The organism is Acinetobacter corruptisaponis (assembly GCF_030053775.1).
GTDB lineage: Bacteria > Pseudomonadota > Gammaproteobacteria > Pseudomonadales > Moraxellaceae > Acinetobacter > Acinetobacter corruptisaponis.
The window spans coordinates 2,575,730-2,591,781 of the sequence record NZ_CP125669.1 but is presented as its reverse complement, the minus strand read 5'-3'; the positions used below and the strand labels follow the sequence as shown (position 1 = coordinate 2,591,781).

Genomic DNA, 16,052 nt, shown 5'->3' with positions numbered 1-16,052 from the left:
CAGCATGCCTTATTTGTCTTGCTTTGAAGTCATAGGTAAAGAAATCACAACCGTTTGTGCCGCAGGCGGTGAAAACATGCGCAGTTGCGTGACCGCACGGGAACCAATCTGTGCCGTGGCACCAAAGGTTTGCTGCTCAATCAGCAAACGGCCCCATTCCGCGTTTAAATCATCCTTTTCACGCATGTAGGCACTTAAGTCACGATAATCATGGCGATACTCAAATACCTGAAACACCACCATCATTGCACTGACAAACACCAGTGCAACAAGTACAGCGTAAACAACAACCTTTTTTAGTCCCTTGTTGCCGCTTGATAAAACATCATCATTATTGTTGTTATTCATTGTTTGCCTTTTTGCTCTAAACGCTCCGCCACGCGCAGCCATGCGCTCCGCGAACGGGGATTTGCCTTGACTTCCGCTTCACTGGCGCGAACACGTGAAACTTTCTTTAAACGTCGGGTATCCACCTGTGCCTGTGGCATGCCCCAGCCTGAATCCTCAGCCAGACTCGATTCTTTTTGAATAAACTGCTTGATTAAACGGTCTTCCAGAGAATGGAAGCTGATCACCGCCAACTGCCCTTTTGCCTTGAGCAATTCTACCGCCTGCGGCAGGAATGTCTCAATGTCATCCAGCTCCTTGTTAATGGCAATACGAATGGCCTGAAAGCTACGGGTTGCGGGATGCTTATGCTTTTCCCATTTTGGATGTGCGGTTTTGACAATTTCAGCAAGTTGCGCGGTGGTGGTGATTTCACCCGCCTGCTTAATCGCTTTGGCGATACGGCGGCTGTAACGCTCCTCACCATATTGATAGATAATATTGGCCAGTTTTTCTTCTTCGATTTCAAGCAGCCATTGTGCTGCGGTTGGACCCTGCGAATTATCCATCCGCATATCCAGTGGCCCGTCCTGCATAAAGCTAAAGCCACGCTCTGCCTGATCAAGCTGCGGCGATGATACGCCCAAATCCGCCATAATGCCATCGACTTCAGTAATGCCAATTCTGACAAGCTCAGCCTGAATATCGGCAAAACTGGCATGGATGATCCTGAAACGGGAATCTTCCTGTTCCAGTTGTGCCGCAACCTCAAGCGCCTGGGGATCTTTGTCAAATGCGTAAACACGCGCATCCTGATCCAGCTTTGAAAGTAACAGTCGGGTATGTCCTCCACGACCAAAGGTGGCATCGACATAAATGCCTGTGTCGCGACCTGCCAATACGCCATCAACGGTTTCATGAAGTAAGACAGAAATATGCGACATAAGAAATAGATCAATAGCTAAAAATGTAACTGCACATTATTACCTTGTTTTATGCCAGTACCAAACGACTTTTTGTAGAGAATTCTTAACTTTCTATAGATAAAACCGTTTTCTTGATCTTTTTGGCAAAGAAAAAAGCAAATACATCGTGTGTATTTGCTTTTCACGTTTATTTACGCTGCTTTTGTTCTGAGTGTTTATTGCTTCTCTGTATAAATCTGGTCGAAGACCGCACCATTTACAAAGTGGGTTTTCTGCGCCTTTGCCCATCCACCGAACACATCATTAATGCTAAACAACTTAATTTTTGGAAATTGTGCTGCATATTTTGCCGCAACCTGAGGATTACGGGGGCGGAAATAATGTTTCGCCGCAAGCTCCTGTCCCAACGGTGAATAAAGGAAGTTTAAATAGCCACGCGCCAACTGGCGGTTTCCATTTTTATCCACGGTCTTATCAACGATTGCAACCGAGGGTTCTGCCAAAATTGAAATGGATGGATAAACAATTTCATATTTATCCTTGCCAAGTCCCTGAGTCGCCAATAAAGCCTCATTTTCCCAAGACAACAGCACATCACCAATGCCACGCTCAGCAAAGGTGGTTAATGAACCACGCGCACCAGAGTCCAGCACCTTGACATTTTGATACAGCTTTTTCACCAGATCACGCGCTTTTGCATCGTTTCCACCTGGCTGCTTCAACGCATAGCCCCAGGCAGATAAATAAATCCAGCGTGGCGCCCCCCCTGTTTTTGGATTTGGGGTAATAATTTCCACACCCTCTTTGGTCAGGTCATTCCAGTCCTTGATGTTTTTAGGATTGCCTTTGCGCACAAGGAATACCACGGTTGAGGTATATGGTGCGGAATTATCCTTGAACTGTTTTTGCCAGTCCTTTCGAATCAGGCCTGCATTGGCAATTTCATCAATGTCATTGGCCAGCGCCAAGGTCACCACATCCGCCTGCAAACCATCAACCACAGATCGCGCCTGTTTGCCAGAGCCGCCATGAGATTGCTTGAAGTCAACCTCCTGACCTGTACGTTGTTTCCAGTATTGCCCGAATGCCTGGTTATATTCCTGATAGAACTCGCGTGTTGGATCATAGGAAACATTCAGGAAAGTTGTTGCCGCCTGTGCCACTCCACCCAGCCCCAATGCCAATACAGCAGTCGCAATTAATTTTTTCATTGACCGATTACTCGTTTTTCGCCCCATTGACGACCACTATATTTCTTTATAATTATTTTACAATCATATGATTATATTAATAATTTTTTTATTATCCAGTTTTAGAGATATAGTAAAACTGCCTACACTTAGCAGAAAAAAAGCTAGAATTAAGAAAGTTTAATAAAATAAAGAATAATGACACTTCTTCACGCTTTCTACATATTTGCCTGCTAAATTTAACTTGCACACAAAGTAGCCACACAGCTATAAATATTGGACATAAAATTAATGGAATTTTATCTTTTTTGCAAAAAATGTGACTTAGTTCTACTTTTTCATTAATATTTATGTTTGAATTGTATCATTAAAGCAATACTATATTCGCTTAGTTAGTCTTGTAGACTCGAAATCATGTAGGGGCGTAGCAATGCGAGCATTAAAATTGAAAAAAACATTATGCTTAAGTTTATTTTTGGTATGTTCAGTCCAGTTCGGGCATGCAGCTGCAATTAAAGAAAGCAGTAACATAAAAACGATTGATAAATCGACTTCATCTTCACTTATTGGCAAGGCGCTGGATCAGCAAAAACGCAACACCAGCATGATTCCATCGACAGATGATGAATTGAAAATGTTGAACACCATCCGCACCACGCCAACACAGAATTTCTTTGCAACGCAGAACCAGCGTTTTTCACGTTTTGTGCAGAGTCTGTTCCAGCAGCAAAATTCCTGATTTTTTAAATATGTAGTCCCCTTGCATGTTTAAATGGGCCTAGTCATGTCGTGACTAGGCTTTTTCGTTATAATAGTGCCAATTTTATTTTAAAAACCCCATTCCGCTATGAAAGTTCGTACCCGTATTGCTCCCTCCCCTACAGGCTTTCCGCATGTAGGTACTGCCTATATTGCCCTGTTCAACCTGTGTTTTGCCAAACAGCATGGTGGTGAGTTCATTCTCCGTATTGAGGATACCGACCAGCTTCGCTCAACACCTGAATCTGAAAAGATGATTCTGGACTCTTTGCGCTGGCTGGGTCTGAACTGGTCGGAAGGTCCTGATGTTGGTGGACCACATGCGCCTTATCGCCAGTCGGAACGGATGGGAATCTATAAGCAGTATGCTCTGGAATTGGTTGAAAAAGGTCATGCTTTCTACTGTTTTGCAACTGCGGAAGAACTTGACCAGATGCGTGCTGAACAGCAGGCGCGTGGTGAAACACCCAAATATGATGGTCGTGGGCTAAAATTATCACAGCAAGAAGTGGAACATCGTCTTGCTGCGGGCGAGCCCCATGTGATCCGCATGAAAGTCCCTGAACAGGGTGTATGTAAGATCAATGACCTGTTGCGTGGTGAAGTGGAGATTCCCTGGGCACAGGTGGACATGCAGGTACTGTTAAAAACTGATGGTTTGCCAACCTACCACCTTGCCAATGTGGTTGACGATCACCTAATGGAAATCACCCATGTATTGCGCGGCGAGGAATGGCTGCCTTCTGCACCAAAGCACCAGTTGCTGTATCAATATTTTGGCTGGGACATGCCAACCCTGTGCCACATGCCTTTATTGCGTAACCCAGACAAATCAAAATTGTCTAAACGCAAAAATCCAACCTCAATCAACTACTATCGTGACATCGGCGTGTTACCAGAAGCCCTGCTCAACTATTTAGGCCGTATGGGCTGGTCTATGCCAGATGAGCGTGAGGTGTTCACCTTAGAGGAAATGGTGGAAAACTTTGATGTACAGCGTGTTTCACTGGGTGGTCCAATCTTTGATGTTGAAAAACTCAACTGGCTGAATGGTCAATGGATCAAGGCACTGACTCCTGGACAATTGCTGGACCGTTTACTGGCATGGAAAAATGACCGTCAAACGCTGGAAGATATTGCCACCGCCATTCAGCCACGTATTAACCTATTGTCTGAAGCGGTAAACTGGGCAGGTTTCTATTTCAACCACATGCCTCAAATCAGCAAGGAACAGTTTGAAAGCAAGAAATTGACTGAAGAACAGGTTCGCCAAAGTCTACAGTTTGCCATTTGGCGTCTGGAAAGCCAGTTCACCTGGAACAATGACACAGTCAGCCAGACACTGATGGACCTGGCAAACCAGATGGAAGTGAAGCTGCGTGACTTCATGCCTGCATTCTTTATTGCGATTGCAGGTTCAACCAGCTCCACGCCTGTCATGCAATCCATGGTGACCATTGGGCCTGACCTGACCTTTGCCCGTCTACGCCATGCGCTTGAGATTGTTGGTTCTCCAAGCAAGAAAGAACTGAAAGTTTGGGAAAAGTTGAATGAAACGCTGAAATTGCCGAAAAATGATGCAAACAGTGAAAATTAATTCAATCTAATCATTGACGTGTGATGGCAATCCCCCTAAGATTGCTGTCACACATACTGGGGTCATAGCTCAGTTGGTAGAGCGCTACAATGGCATTGTAGAGGTCAGCGGTTCGATCCCGCTTGACTCCACCAAGTTTCTTATGTGTATGTTTCATCTGCGCTATGCAGATAAATGACTGCCTCATCTGTCCCTATCGTCTAGAGGCCTAGGACATCGCCCTTTCACGGCGGTAACCGGGGTTCGAATCCCCGTAGGGACGCCATATTCTGTTTATCCAATAATTATACTTTTCTCTCAATCTTTCCATTATTCAGATTGCACATTTCCGAATTTTCCATAAAATAGCCGCTTCTCCATGCTTGGACAAATTGTGCTATGCAATCTTCCAACTCAAATGCGAATTCAGAAACCAAGGCACTGAAACGTGCGATGAGTACCCGCCATTTGGTCATGCTTTCTTTAGGTGGCGCAATTGGTACAGGCCTGTTTCTTGGTTCTGGTGAAGTCATCGCCCAAACAGGTCCAGTTGGTGCCATCATTGCCTATATTTTAGGTGGCCTGATCGCCTATATGGTCATGCTCTGTCTAGGTGAACTGGCGGTACACATGCCTGTGGCGGGTTCCTTTGGTGCATACGCGCAAAAATACATTGGTCCAGGTACGGGATACATGATTTCCTGGGTCTACTGGCTGACATGGACCGCAACCTTGGGGACCGAATTTACAGCTGCGGCCTTGCTGATGCAGGAATGGTTTCCACATATTTCCATGTGGATCTGGACCATTATCTTTGCCATCACCATTTTTGCATTGAACCTCAGCTCAACCCGTATTTTTGCTGAATCTGAATTTTGGCTGGCACTGGTTAAAGTGGTGACTGTGGTTGCCTTTATTATCCTGGGTTTGCTGGCAATTTTCGGCCTGATTCCTTTCCACGGTGCCGAGTCTGCCCCTCTATTCCATAACCTTACTGCGCAGGGCTGGTTTCCTCAGGGACTGGTTCCAATTTTCACCACCATGCTGATTGTAAACTTTGCCTTTTCAGGCACTGAACTGATTGGAGTGGCAGCAGGTGAAACCAAAGACCCTGCAGTGAATGTGCCAAAAGCCATCAACGCCGCAATATGGCGGCTACTGATTTTCTTTGTCGGCACCATCGTGGTGATTAGTGCCTTATTGCCATTTCAGGTTGCAGGCCTAGGTGGTGAGGGCGTAAGCAACAGCCCTTTCGTGACTGTGTTTAACTACATCGGTATCCCTTATGCCGATGACATTATCCGCTTCGTGATTATTACCGCACTGTTGTCTGCCGCCAATTCTGGTCTGTATGCAGCATCACGGATGATGTGGTCATTGTCCGCCCAGCGCCAGCTTCCACAAGTGTTCTCGCGCCTGTCGAGTAGCGGCACACCTGTGATTGCACTGGTGGTCACTATGTTTGGTGCAATTCCAGGACTGTTATCAGAGCATTTTGCCCCTGAAACCATTTTTAAGAATTTACTCGGTATTGCCGCTTTTACTATGGTGATTGTGTGGATGAGCATCTGCTGGAGCCAGTTCAACTTTAGACGTACATGGTACAAGGCTGGTCACTCCGCAAAAGACCTAAAGTTTGCTGCGCCACTTTATCCGATTGTTCCGATTCTGGGTTTTGTCTTCTGCTTTATTACAGGTTTAAGTATGGCGGCAGATCCTGAAATGCAGGCTGGCTTTATCGGATGTTTACTGTTTATCGCAGCCTGTTATCTCAGCCATTACGTTTTCTATCGTGACCGTACATAAAATTGACTCAATAAAAATGCACTTGCACTTCGCCAAAGCTTCAATCGCTTTGGCTTGCTCAAGCTGCATTTTTTATCTCCATAAAAAGGCGATTTGGCTGAAACAACTGACCTTAAAACCATTTTTGCTTATTTATTCCGCACAACGCTTTATTTTTAGACACTTATCAAGTTTTTCTGGATTTTCCTGAGAAAAGTGTTTGACACCCTATGCAATTCAACCTAATATACGCCCACCTCTGAAACGTCCCTATCGTCTAGAGGCCTAGGACATCGCCCTTTCACGGCGGTAACCGGGGTTCGAATCCCCGTAGGGACGCCAATTTATTTAAATAAATTAATCAGATGTATGCCTCAATAAGTCCCTATCGTCTAGAGGCCTAGGACATCGCCCTTTCACGGCGGTAACCGGGGTTCGAATCCCCGTAGGGACGCCAGATTCTAAAAAAGCCACTGCATTGACAGTGGCTTTTTTTATTGGACATATCCAATTTACAGGGCGTATACAATACGCCCCTACCCTAATCTGTTCCGATACCAACCTGTACTTCCAGCCGTCCTGACTGTACCCGTAAGCCACGAATCTCAAACTGGTCCACCAGTTGCTGTACCAGCTCACGGCTTTCCTGCAAAATGTTCAAGCCAGGCAGGATGCTAAAATCAGACAGGCTGAGCAGCTTATCAACCATCCATGAACGATTGTTAATAAAATCAATAAAGCCCGCTTCCTCAAGGTCGATATACCAAATGCGGTGCCCCTCTTTCTGGATGCCTGGTACATCACGGATCAGGTGGTTGATTAAAAAAGGAATGGGCAAGGAATTAATGACTTCAAAGCTGACATTACCCACCCGACGTGCCGCCCAATTGGTTAGCGTGCCACCATGACGGATTTGCAGGTCCAGATGCTCATCAATCTGGCGTAAACGCAGATATTTTTCCTGACCAATGCGACATTCCAGCACATTGAACTCAAGCGAAAGACGATAGAGAAAACGACGGTAATGCCCGTCCAGTTCAATGTGAAAGCGGTCATTGCCACATTCCACCTTAATGTCATCAATTTCCGCCCGATTGATGCGTTTACGCAATTGGCTGTTCAATAACATTTCAGGCAAATACAGGGTAATTGTACCTTTACCCAGAGATGCCCTCGCCATTGCCAGTGCAACCTGACGTGCTGCTTCACTGGTCTCGGAAACCATGTCACGCACGGAATTGCGCATCCCCTCCACTCCCCGTTTGGTCTGGTGGGTCACATGATCCAAGGCATCCAGTGCGGCATCCGCAACACCTGCAATATTACGGGATGTGTCCGTGGCAAATTCAACCGCATCCTGCGCATGTTGCAGGGTCTTGTTGATCAGCCGACGTGACAGTGATGGTTTTTCACCCGATTCATCTGAGTCTGCTGGCATAATATCAAACATTGCCTTTTTATCATCTTGTCGATTCAAGATGTTCTCCCTCTTCCCTTTCTTACTGGCCCATTTCTATGGGCTACACTCTACTTAAACTTATTCAACGTTTTTTTCTAGATTAGCATGCAACGCATGGCAAATTGCGTCTTTTTGTTGCGTAACTTCAAATTATTTAATGCGTCAGACATACAATCCCTAATAAAAAAACGTTACTTTTCATCTTCTTTGATGGATGTGTTTTCAGGTTGCTCGGGTCGTACCCACACCTGTTCCAGACGGATGGTTTTATACTTTTCCAAAGCCTGCTGGAGTAACTCAATCTTTTCTTCCACACCCTCAAAATGGAAATGAACAATCTCCCTCAGCGCCACCCATGCAGCCTGCAGCCTGTCAAAATCATTGCCCTTTTCCAGTTTTTGCTGCATCCAGTTAAACAGGTCCTGAGCCCGCTGCTGCTGTTCAAACTGATAGGCAAACAGCCCGCTTGTCAGCCCAGCCTCAACCGTCTGCTCACGCAACAAACGCAGCATGTGCTGCAATCGTTTACTTTGTTGCTCAAGGTAGACCTTTAAAATATCCTGATGGAACCATTGGGCAAATGCAGTCATTTCTGCAACCACCACATCCCGCTGGTCATATAAGGCCATTCTTTCAGGATGATGTTTATCCAGACGAATATCGCCCAGATAGGCCATTAAGCCCTGCGCTAGAATGGTCTGGATTGATCCCAGATTTAAATTGGTCTCATCCAATGCCTTTGTATTGGTCAGTGTTGTTGTTAATTGCTCAGGTTGGTTCAATAATTTCAACATATCAGGATTGGCCTGAACAGCAAGCCATAAACGCCCAAGTTGTTGTTCAGCATTATCCTGTGTGATTGCCGAATCATTTTCAGGGTTTAAAATACGTTTTAACGCTGCCTGCATGTTATTTGAATGAGCCAGGCTCACAAGAATGGTCTGATCCATTAAAAGCTGTGGCGCGCTGGCAATCACATCCTGACTATAAGGAAGATGCAACTCTCTTCCACCCAGTATCCCACCCAAGGATTTCCCCAGTGAATTTAAACCACGTCCGACATCAGCCAAGATATTGGTTTCAGTTGCCCGTGTCTGCAAGATGTTGACGGGTAACAACAGGCTCACTGCCCGCTGCAACAGCATGGCATGGGTTTTCTGGTCAATCGGTTTGCCATATTGGTTTAACAACTCAACTGCATATTCCACATCACTCAGTTGTGGCTTATATTCAGGCTGGTTCCGCTTAATCAGACAGTCGATATAGCCATAAAAGGCAACTTCATTGTGCTGGGTGGATTGCTGCGCCGCCCATTCATATTGCATGATGGCCTGCGCATATTGCCCTGCACCTGCATAGGACTTTGCCAGTGCCACCGCATACTGGGCACTTGGATATTGCTGCTGAAAATGATGAAGCAAATCCAGTTTAGGCTGCTGGTCCAAACATGGGGCGAGTTGACGCAAATAGATGTTGATTTGCTGCTGGGTCGGTTGTGGCGTAATGAAGTTCAGTCGATACATCAGGCATTGTTCATACCAGGCATGTTTTCTGGCATGGGTTTCATAGACAGGAATAAACTCATCTTCAACCAATTGAATCAGCTGTGTTGAATACAGGATGTCCTCTTCCGTCTCATGCCTGAATTTCCATTGTTTTGGCAAAGACATCTTAAAGAGCCGTAAAAAGAAATTGGCACTGAGATCTGGACTTTCCATACTCACCAGCATCAACTTGTCCTGAGTGGAAAAATGTTCCTTGCCCTTTGCAATCCGAGACAAACGCAATTTTAGAATTTTGGTGGATAACATGCGTTTCCTTTCACAACCGTAAATAGACCCTAGAATAAAACTATCATGACTGATTGTACTTTTGCGAACAGGTTTAGACGAGCTGTATATAGACCTTTGGCTTAACTCCAGCGCTGATTCGATAGCAGTTAAAAGTACAAAACAAGTAAAATTATGTATTTGAATAATTCAGGATTTTAGCTTTTGCATAATTTTCGCTAAAATAGCCAAAACACTATAGGAATCCTCTATGCAATACCGTTGCCCTAAATGTCAAAGCGTGAAAATTATGCCTGTCAGTCAGGGTGCCAACAGCCCTCGTCCCAACGTGCCAAAAAGCCTGGTGCTTCTCGTTCCCGCCATTTTTATTTTACTGGTTTTGGTGCTGATCAGTGTTGGGATGTGGATTTTTGGTCATGGTGCAGGACAAACACTGCAAATCGCAACAGTTGCGGTATTTGGTGTTTGTGTAATTGCAGGTGTTCTGTTCTGGCGTGATCTGCCAGATTTTAAAATCTCCATGCAGGCCTTTATGCAGGCACAAAAGCACTGGAAATGCCGTGACTGCAATCATGAATGGCAGAATTAAACCATATAAAAGAAGTGGGTTTCACATCAGCTTAATGCTGATGTGAATGACCATGTTCCTCATCTTCATCATGTTGATGCGTATGCTGGCAATTCATTTCTGTATCATCCTCAATTTGTAAGGTCACCTCGGCAATACCATGCTCGTGCGATAGCATCTCCGCTGCGGCATGATGCAGCTGGTTCCGATCAGCATTTGGCGCGAACAGATGTACAGTCAGATGAATATTTTTTGAAGTGATCGCCCAGACTTTCAATTGATGGATACTTTCAACGCCATCCAGCGCCAGTAAGTCATTGCGCAGCTTTTCAATATCCACCTCTTCAGGCACCCCCTCCAGCAAAATATTGATACTTTGCTTAAGCAGAATCCATGTTCTTGGCAACACCCAGAAACCAATCGCAACCGCAATAATCGTATCGACCCAATACCAGTTGGTGAAATAGATGATAATTGCACCAATAATGACACCGACCGAACCCAGAGCATCGCTGAGCACCTCTAAATAGGCACCTTTTACATTCAGGCTATCGGCAGCACTCGACATTAAAATCTTCATTGAGATCAGGTTAATCACCAATCCAATTGATGCAACAATCAGCATCCCTAGACTCTGAATTTCAGGCGGCTGGGTAAAACGCTGGTAGGCCTCATAAAGAATATACATCGCCACAAAAAACAGCATAGAGGCATTAAACAATGCCGCCAGAATTTCAAAGCGTTGATAGCCAAAAGTCCGTTTGTTGTCTGCTGGGCGTTTGGCGATTTGAATCGCCGCCAAAGCAATCGCCAAAGCGGCTGCATCGGTAAACATATGTGCAGCATCAGACAGCAAGGCCAGACTTTGTGTAATTAAGCCTGCAATGACTTCAATCACTAAAAATGTGCTGGTGAGTATTAAGGCAATAGTAAGTTTTCTGGCATTGCCCTCAGTCACCACTGCATGACTATGGTCATGCCCATGATGTCCACTCATGTTGGACTCCTTATATACAAAGCTCAAACTGCTTTTTAATTACACTATCTCAAATCATTAATGAATATGATTTATGAAGTGCAAATAATTGTCTTAAAATCTTTCGATCCTATATCTCTAGTACACATTTACTATCGTGGCGGCGGCATGGATGCCGCCCGTTGGACAGGGGTTACAGGGATGTACCCTCTGTCCAACAAAAGATTTTTGTTACTTTTCATCTTTGAAAAGTAAGGCAAAAACTTTATACACACCACATTCAGAATTTCGATGACTTATGAAATATTGCTAGACTGAACAGCAGCTTTCTCATTCATCCAGCGATAAACCACAGGCAAGATCAGCAACGTCAGTAAAGTCGATGAAATAATTCCACCAATCACCACCGTTGCCAATGGACGCTGTACTTCCGCGCCCGTACCCGTGGCAATCGCCATCGGAATAAAGCCCAGTGATGCCACAAATGCCGTCATTAACACGGGACGCAAGCGTAAAATCGCCCCCTGCCAAGTGGCATGATGCAAATCGAATTGCGCTCTCAATTCCTTAATAAAACTAAGCATCACCAGACCATTTAATACAGCCACACCAGACAGCGCAATAAAACCAATGCCTGCCGACATCGACAAGGGAATATCTCGCAACCACAGCGCAACCAGACCACCTGACAAGGCAAATGGCACACCACTAAACACCAACAGGCTTTCCTTAAAGTTATGGAACACCGCCATTAATAAAATAAAGATAGTGATCAAAGCTAAAGGAATGACGATTTGCATTCGCGCTGCCGCAGAAGCCAAGTTTTCAAACTGCCCGCCATATTCCAGCCAATAACCTGCGGGTAGTGGTTGCTGTTTCAGTGTTGCCTGTAACTCCTGCACAAATGAGCCCAGATCACGCCCCTCGACATTTGCAGTGACAATAACTCGTCGCTTGCCATTTTCACGCCCCACCTGACTCATGCCTGAAATGGTTTCTACTTTGGCGACATCCTGCAACTGAATCAAACCGCCATTCGGCAATTGAATCGGCAACTGTGCCAGAGTCTGTGCGGTACGTTGTTCATCAGGCAAACGGATCTCAAAGTCAAAACGACGATCACCCTGTAGAATCTGTCCCACATTCTGCCCGCCAACACTGGCAGCGACCACATCCTGAATGGTTTTGACCGACAGGCCATATTGCGCTGCCAATGCATGATTGATATCCACATTGAGCACAGGCAAACCCGTGGTCTGCTCTACTTTCACTGCGGTTGCACCCGAAATTTTCTGCACCTTTTGCGCAATCGCCTGTGCCTGCGTATTCAGCACATCCATATCATCGCCAAAGACCTTGATCCCGACATCACTGCGTACACCAGAAATCAGCTCATTAAAACGCAGCTCAATCGGTTGTGAAAACTCGCTGTTATTACCTGGAATGGTTTCCAGAAATTCCTGCATACGCGTACGCAGTTCATCTATGCTTTGTTTCGGGTTTTCCCATTGATCGCGTGGTTTTAATAAAATCACCGCATCGGAAATATTCGGTGGCATCACATCGGTGGCAACCTCAGCAGTCCCCGTTCTGGCAAATACAGCCTTTACCTCTGAAAAATTCTTCAAAATCAGCTTTTCGGTATTTTCCTGCATGCGTAAAGACTGTTCCAGACCTGTGCTTGGTGAACGCATTTGTTGTAGGGCAAAATCTCCCTCACTCAATTGTGGCGCAAATTCACTACCAATTTGTGTGGTCAATACACCCGTTAACACCAGAATACTGATGGCTAAAGCCACCACAACCATTTTAAAGTGATATGCCCAATCAAGGATGTGCTGATATTGACGTTTTAGCGTCTGCATCCAGCGAGATTCTTTCTCCTTGACTTCACCTGTAATCAACAGGGCAACTGCTGCTGGCACAAAAGTCACCGACAGAATCATGGCACCGAGTAAGGCCATCACCACGGTCATCGCCATTGGATGGAACATCTTTGCTTCTACACCTGTCAGTGCAAAAATCGGCAAATACACTACCATAATGATGGCTTGACCAAATAGTAAGGGTTTTCGTGCCTGTTTTGCCGCAAGGAACACTTCTCTAAACCGTTCCTGCCGTGTTAATAAGCGTCCTGTATGATGCTGTGCCTCCGCCAGCCGTCGAATACAGTTCTCCACGATCACCACCGCACCATCAACAATGATGCCGAAGTCCAACGCCCCCAGACTCATCAGGTTGGCACTGATATTCTGCTGTGCCATGCCAGTTAAGGTGAACAGCATGGATAGTGGAATCACGCAGGCGGTAATCAAGGCTGCACGGAAGTTGCCCAGAAAAATAAACAGGATCACGATCACCAGAATCGCGCCTTCTACCAAGTTCTTTTGAACTGTTTTGATGGCTTTATTGACCAGACTGGTACGGTCATACACCGTTTCAATTTCCACGCCTTTTGGCAATGTCGATTGAATTTCCTTGACCTTGGCATCAACCGCCTGTGCAACAGTACGGCTATTTTCCCCCATCATCATCATGGCAATGCCCAGTACGGTTTCCTCACCATTATAGGTCGCCGCACCTGTACGCAAGTCATGTCCAATCGCAACCGAAGCCACATCTGCCACACGAATTGGCAGGCCATTTTTCACTGAAACAGTAATGTTCTGGATATCCTCAACACTGCTGAGCATGCCAGGGACACGTACGGTCAGTTGCTGCCCATTTTCTTCTATAAAACCCGCTCCACGGTTTTCATTATTCTCTTGCAGCGCAGCCTGAAATTCTGTTAAGGAAATTTGCAGTTGCTGCAAACGTTTTAGATCAGGCGATACAATATAGGTTTTGTTGTAGCCACCAATACTGTTGATTTCAGCCACACCTTTGACGCGTTGCAATTGCGGACGCACAATCCAGTCCTGAATTTCACGCAAGTCCATTGCGCTATAAGGCGTGCCATCTTGCTTTTTTGCATCAGGCTTGGCCTTGATCACCCACTGGTAAATCTCGCCAAGTCCTGTGGAAATCGGCGACATCACGGGATCAACCGCATCAGGCAATTGCCCATCCGCTTCCTGTAAACGCTGATTAATCAACTGTCTTGCCCAGTAAATATCAGTGCCATCTTTAAAGATAATGGTGACTTGTGACAGACCATAACGAGAAATCGAACGGGTCTGTTCCAGATCAGGAATCCCTGCCATTGCTGTTTCAATCGGATAGGTAATCCGCTGTTCAACCTCCAATGCAGTATAGCCATTGGCTTGGGTATTAATCTGTACCTGCGTATTGGTAATATCGGGAACCGCATCAATCGGCAGCTTTTGATAACTCCAAACACCAACCGCAATCCATGTCATAACAAACAGCATCACCCAAATGGCGTTGCTGATCGCAAACTGAATCAGCCGATCAAACAAACCTTCAGGTTTGGGAAGTTGAGAAATGTTAGTGTCCATGCTCGGCCTCCCCTTTCTCAAGCTCCGATTTCAGCAAGAAACTGCCTGCTGCCACATAAGACTGCCCCTCACTGAGACCCTGAATAATTTCGACCCATTGCCCATCCCCTTGCGCTTTTGAAATGTGACGTTGACCGACCTGAACAGGGACGGCTTTAAAGTCAAAACCTTTGTTCTGGTTGGCTTGCGCAACAAAGACCACATCCTTGCCCTCAACCTGCTGAATGGCTTCCGCATTGACACGGATCACAGATGCTCTAGAGCCTGCCTGTAGTTCCACATTCACCATCAGGTTTGGACGTAACTCAGCCGCATTGGACAACACTTTGGCACGAATCTGTAGACGGCCTGTTTGTGCATCGGCCTCCGTGGTTAGACTTTGGACCTGGGCATTAAAGAGATTACCTGTTTGCAGCGATTTAAAACGAATCTGCTGATTTGGCTGTACATTGATATTCGCCATAGTCGGCAACACAAATTCCAGCCACAACTGATCGAGCTGATCAATAGTAAACAATTGATCCGCAAGCTGAACGTTCTCACCAATCACGATGTCTTTATTACTGATCACACCACTGATTGGTGCGGTTAAGGTATAACGACCATTGGAGCCAGAGCCTGCACCAAAAGCAGTCAAACGCGAACGGGCTGCCTGCACCTGAATTTGTGCCTGACGATAGGCATTGTAGGCACGTTGTTCGTCCTGCTTGGCAGAAATTCCTTGCGACCATAAGCGATGCTCACGCTCATAATCCTGTTTGGCCAAATCCAGATTAGTTTGGGCAATTTGCAGATTGGCCTGTTGATCCACCAAATCAGGAACAAGCAGATTTGCCAAAGCCTGACCACGTTTCACTTGCTGACCCAACTCAACGTAGACCGATTCAACACGGCCTGCAAAGCTTGGAGAAACATGCGCCTGACGGTCGGTATTCACCATCAGTTTTGCAGGGAAAGTTTGAACCTGATTGACCTCACCTAATGCCACCTGTTCCAGCTTGACACCATGTTGCTGTATCTGCTCGGTGGTTAAGCTGAGACTTTCCTCATCATGTTCTTCACCCTCGTCATGCCCATGTTCATCTTTTTCATTTTCCTGATGCGCATGTCCCTGCTCTGCATTTTCAGGCGTTTTATTTTTACCACTCCATAACAATCCACCCGCCAGCAACAGGGTAATGAGCGCAATAACAACAATCCAAAGCCATTGAGAATGTGTTTTCTGTTTGATTGTCATG

Annotated in this window: 12 protein-coding genes and 4 tRNA genes; 8 read left to right on the top strand and 8 right to left on the bottom strand. The window is 45.8% G+C overall.

All coding sequences use genetic code 11. The annotated features are described in order from the left end of the window. Window positions 1–9: 9 nt before the first annotated feature. From ftsL to QLH32_RS12340, 3 genes are all read right to left on the bottom strand, one after another. Entirely contained in the window at window positions 10–348 is a 339-nt protein-coding gene (gene ftsL / locus QLH32_RS12350) for a cell division protein FtsL (RefSeq protein WP_283266458.1), read from the bottom strand. Beyond that, window positions 345–1,271 (bottom strand): 16S rRNA (cytosine(1402)-N(4))-methyltransferase RsmH, encoded by a 927-nt coding sequence (gene rsmH / locus QLH32_RS12345; RefSeq protein ID WP_283266457.1) that lies wholly within the window; start codon window positions 1,269–1,271, stop codon window positions 345–347. Before rsmH ends, ftsL begins: the two co-directional genes overlap by 4 nt. 197 nt (window positions 1,272–1,468) lie before the next feature. Next, complete coding sequence (locus QLH32_RS12340) at window positions 1,469–2,464, bottom strand: sulfate ABC transporter substrate-binding protein (RefSeq protein WP_267980801.1); 996 nt, start codon at window positions 2,462–2,464, stop codon at window positions 1,469–1,471. A gap of 409 nt (window positions 2,465–2,873) precedes the next feature. On the opposite strand from QLH32_RS12340, the gene QLH32_RS12335 reads away from it, so the two are divergent. The 7 genes from QLH32_RS12335 to QLH32_RS12305 all read left to right on the top strand — a co-directional run bounded on the left by QLH32_RS12335 (window position 2,874) and on the right by QLH32_RS12305 (window position 7,020). Further along, window positions 2,874–3,182 (top strand): DUF4179 domain-containing protein, encoded by a 309-nt coding sequence (locus tag QLH32_RS12335; RefSeq protein WP_267980802.1) that lies wholly within the window; start codon window positions 2,874–2,876, stop codon window positions 3,180–3,182. Between the two features lie 108 nt (window positions 3,183–3,290). Next, on the top strand, window positions 3,291–4,799 hold the full coding sequence (gene gltX / locus QLH32_RS12330; RefSeq protein WP_283266456.1) for a glutamate--tRNA ligase: 1,509 nt from the start codon (window positions 3,291–3,293) through the stop codon (window positions 4,797–4,799). 58 nt (window positions 4,800–4,857) lie between these two features. Continuing rightward, window positions 4,858–4,933 (top strand) — tRNA-Ala (locus QLH32_RS12325). Between the two features lie 55 nt (window positions 4,934–4,988). Continuing rightward, a tRNA-Glu gene (locus QLH32_RS12320) sits at window positions 4,989–5,064 on the top strand. Between the two features lie 113 nt (window positions 5,065–5,177). Beyond that, complete coding sequence (locus tag QLH32_RS12315) at window positions 5,178–6,584, top strand: amino acid permease (protein WP_283266455.1); 1,407 nt, start codon at window positions 5,178–5,180, stop codon at window positions 6,582–6,584. Window positions 6,585–6,829: 245 nt separating this feature from the next. Then, window positions 6,830–6,905: transfer RNA gene (locus QLH32_RS12310), tRNA-Glu, on the top strand. Between the two features lie 39 nt (window positions 6,906–6,944). Beyond that, window positions 6,945–7,020 (top strand) — tRNA-Glu (locus QLH32_RS12305). An 84-nt stretch (window positions 7,021–7,104) separates the two neighbouring features. Here QLH32_RS12305 and QLH32_RS12300 read toward each other — a convergent pair. Together QLH32_RS12300 and QLH32_RS12295 are read right to left on the bottom strand one after the other, a co-directional pair. Next, on the bottom strand, window positions 7,105–8,040 hold the full coding sequence (locus QLH32_RS12300) for a hypothetical protein (protein WP_411956093.1): 936 nt from the start codon (window positions 8,038–8,040) through the stop codon (window positions 7,105–7,107). Window positions 8,041–8,213: 173 nt separating this feature from the next. Continuing rightward, entirely contained in the window at window positions 8,214–9,833 is a 1,620-nt protein-coding gene (locus QLH32_RS12295; RefSeq protein ID WP_283266454.1) for a hypothetical protein, read from the bottom strand. Window positions 9,834–10,062: 229 nt separating this feature from the next. Between QLH32_RS12295 and QLH32_RS12290 the strand changes: the two genes are divergently transcribed. After that, a complete protein-coding gene (locus QLH32_RS12290; protein WP_283266453.1) occupies window positions 10,063–10,401 on the top strand; it encodes a zinc-ribbon domain-containing protein in 339 nt (112 codons plus the stop codon). Window positions 10,402–10,432: 31 nt separating this feature from the next. Here QLH32_RS12290 and QLH32_RS12285 read toward each other — a convergent pair whose 3' ends face one another. The 3 genes from QLH32_RS12285 to QLH32_RS12275 all read right to left on the bottom strand — a co-directional run bounded on the left by QLH32_RS12285 (window position 10,433) and on the right by QLH32_RS12275 (window position 16,051). Continuing rightward, the gene (locus QLH32_RS12285; RefSeq protein WP_283266452.1) at window positions 10,433–11,377 is read right to left on the bottom strand and encodes a cation diffusion facilitator family transporter; all 945 of its coding nucleotides are present in this window, start codon (window positions 11,375–11,377) and stop codon (window positions 10,433–10,435) included. A 275-nt stretch (window positions 11,378–11,652) separates the two neighbouring features. Beyond that, window positions 11,653–14,814 carry an efflux RND transporter permease subunit gene (locus QLH32_RS12280; RefSeq protein WP_283266451.1) on the bottom strand — a complete coding sequence of 1,054 codons (3,162 nt, stop codon included), beginning with the start codon at window positions 14,812–14,814 and terminating at the stop codon, window positions 11,653–11,655. After that, complete coding sequence (locus QLH32_RS12275) at window positions 14,804–16,051, bottom strand: efflux RND transporter periplasmic adaptor subunit (RefSeq protein ID WP_283266450.1); 1,248 nt, start codon at window positions 16,049–16,051, stop codon at window positions 14,804–14,806. Before QLH32_RS12275 ends, QLH32_RS12280 begins: the two co-directional genes overlap by 11 nt. Between the last annotated feature and the right edge of the window lies 1 nt (window position 16,052).

What these genes read in the sequence shown, in the direction of transcription:
- QLH32_RS12285 (WP_283266452.1), bottom strand. Translation starts at nt 11,377, where the DNA reads ATGAGTGGACATCATGGGCATGACCATAGTCATGCAGTGGTGACTGAG.
- QLH32_RS12280 (WP_283266451.1), bottom strand. Translation starts at nt 14,814, where the DNA reads ATGGACACTAACATTTCTCAACTTCCCAAACCTGAAGGTTTGTTTGAT.
- QLH32_RS12275 (WP_283266450.1), bottom strand. Translation starts at nt 16,051, where the DNA reads ATGACAATCAAACAGAAAACACATTCTCAATGGCTTTGGATTGTTGTT.
- QLH32_RS12315 (WP_283266455.1), top strand. Translation starts at nt 5,178, where the DNA reads ATGCAATCTTCCAACTCAAATGCGAATTCAGAAACCAAGGCACTGAAA.
- rsmH (WP_283266457.1), bottom strand. Translation starts at nt 1,271, where the DNA reads ATGTCGCATATTTCTGTCTTACTTCATGAAACCGTTGATGGCGTATTG.
- QLH32_RS12340 (WP_267980801.1), bottom strand. Translation starts at nt 2,464, where the DNA reads ATGAAAAAATTAATTGCGACTGCTGTATTGGCATTGGGGCTGGGTGGA.
- ftsL (WP_283266458.1), bottom strand. Translation starts at nt 348, where the DNA reads ATGAATAACAACAATAATGATGATGTTTTATCAAGCGGCAACAAGGGA.
- gltX (WP_283266456.1), top strand. Translation starts at nt 3,291, where the DNA reads ATGAAAGTTCGTACCCGTATTGCTCCCTCCCCTACAGGCTTTCCGCAT.
- QLH32_RS12335 (WP_267980802.1), top strand. Translation starts at nt 2,874, where the DNA reads ATGCGAGCATTAAAATTGAAAAAAACATTATGCTTAAGTTTATTTTTG.
- QLH32_RS12295 (WP_283266454.1), bottom strand. Translation starts at nt 9,833, where the DNA reads ATGTTATCCACCAAAATTCTAAAATTGCGTTTGTCTCGGATTGCAAAG.
- QLH32_RS12290 (WP_283266453.1), top strand. Translation starts at nt 10,063, where the DNA reads ATGCAATACCGTTGCCCTAAATGTCAAAGCGTGAAAATTATGCCTGTC.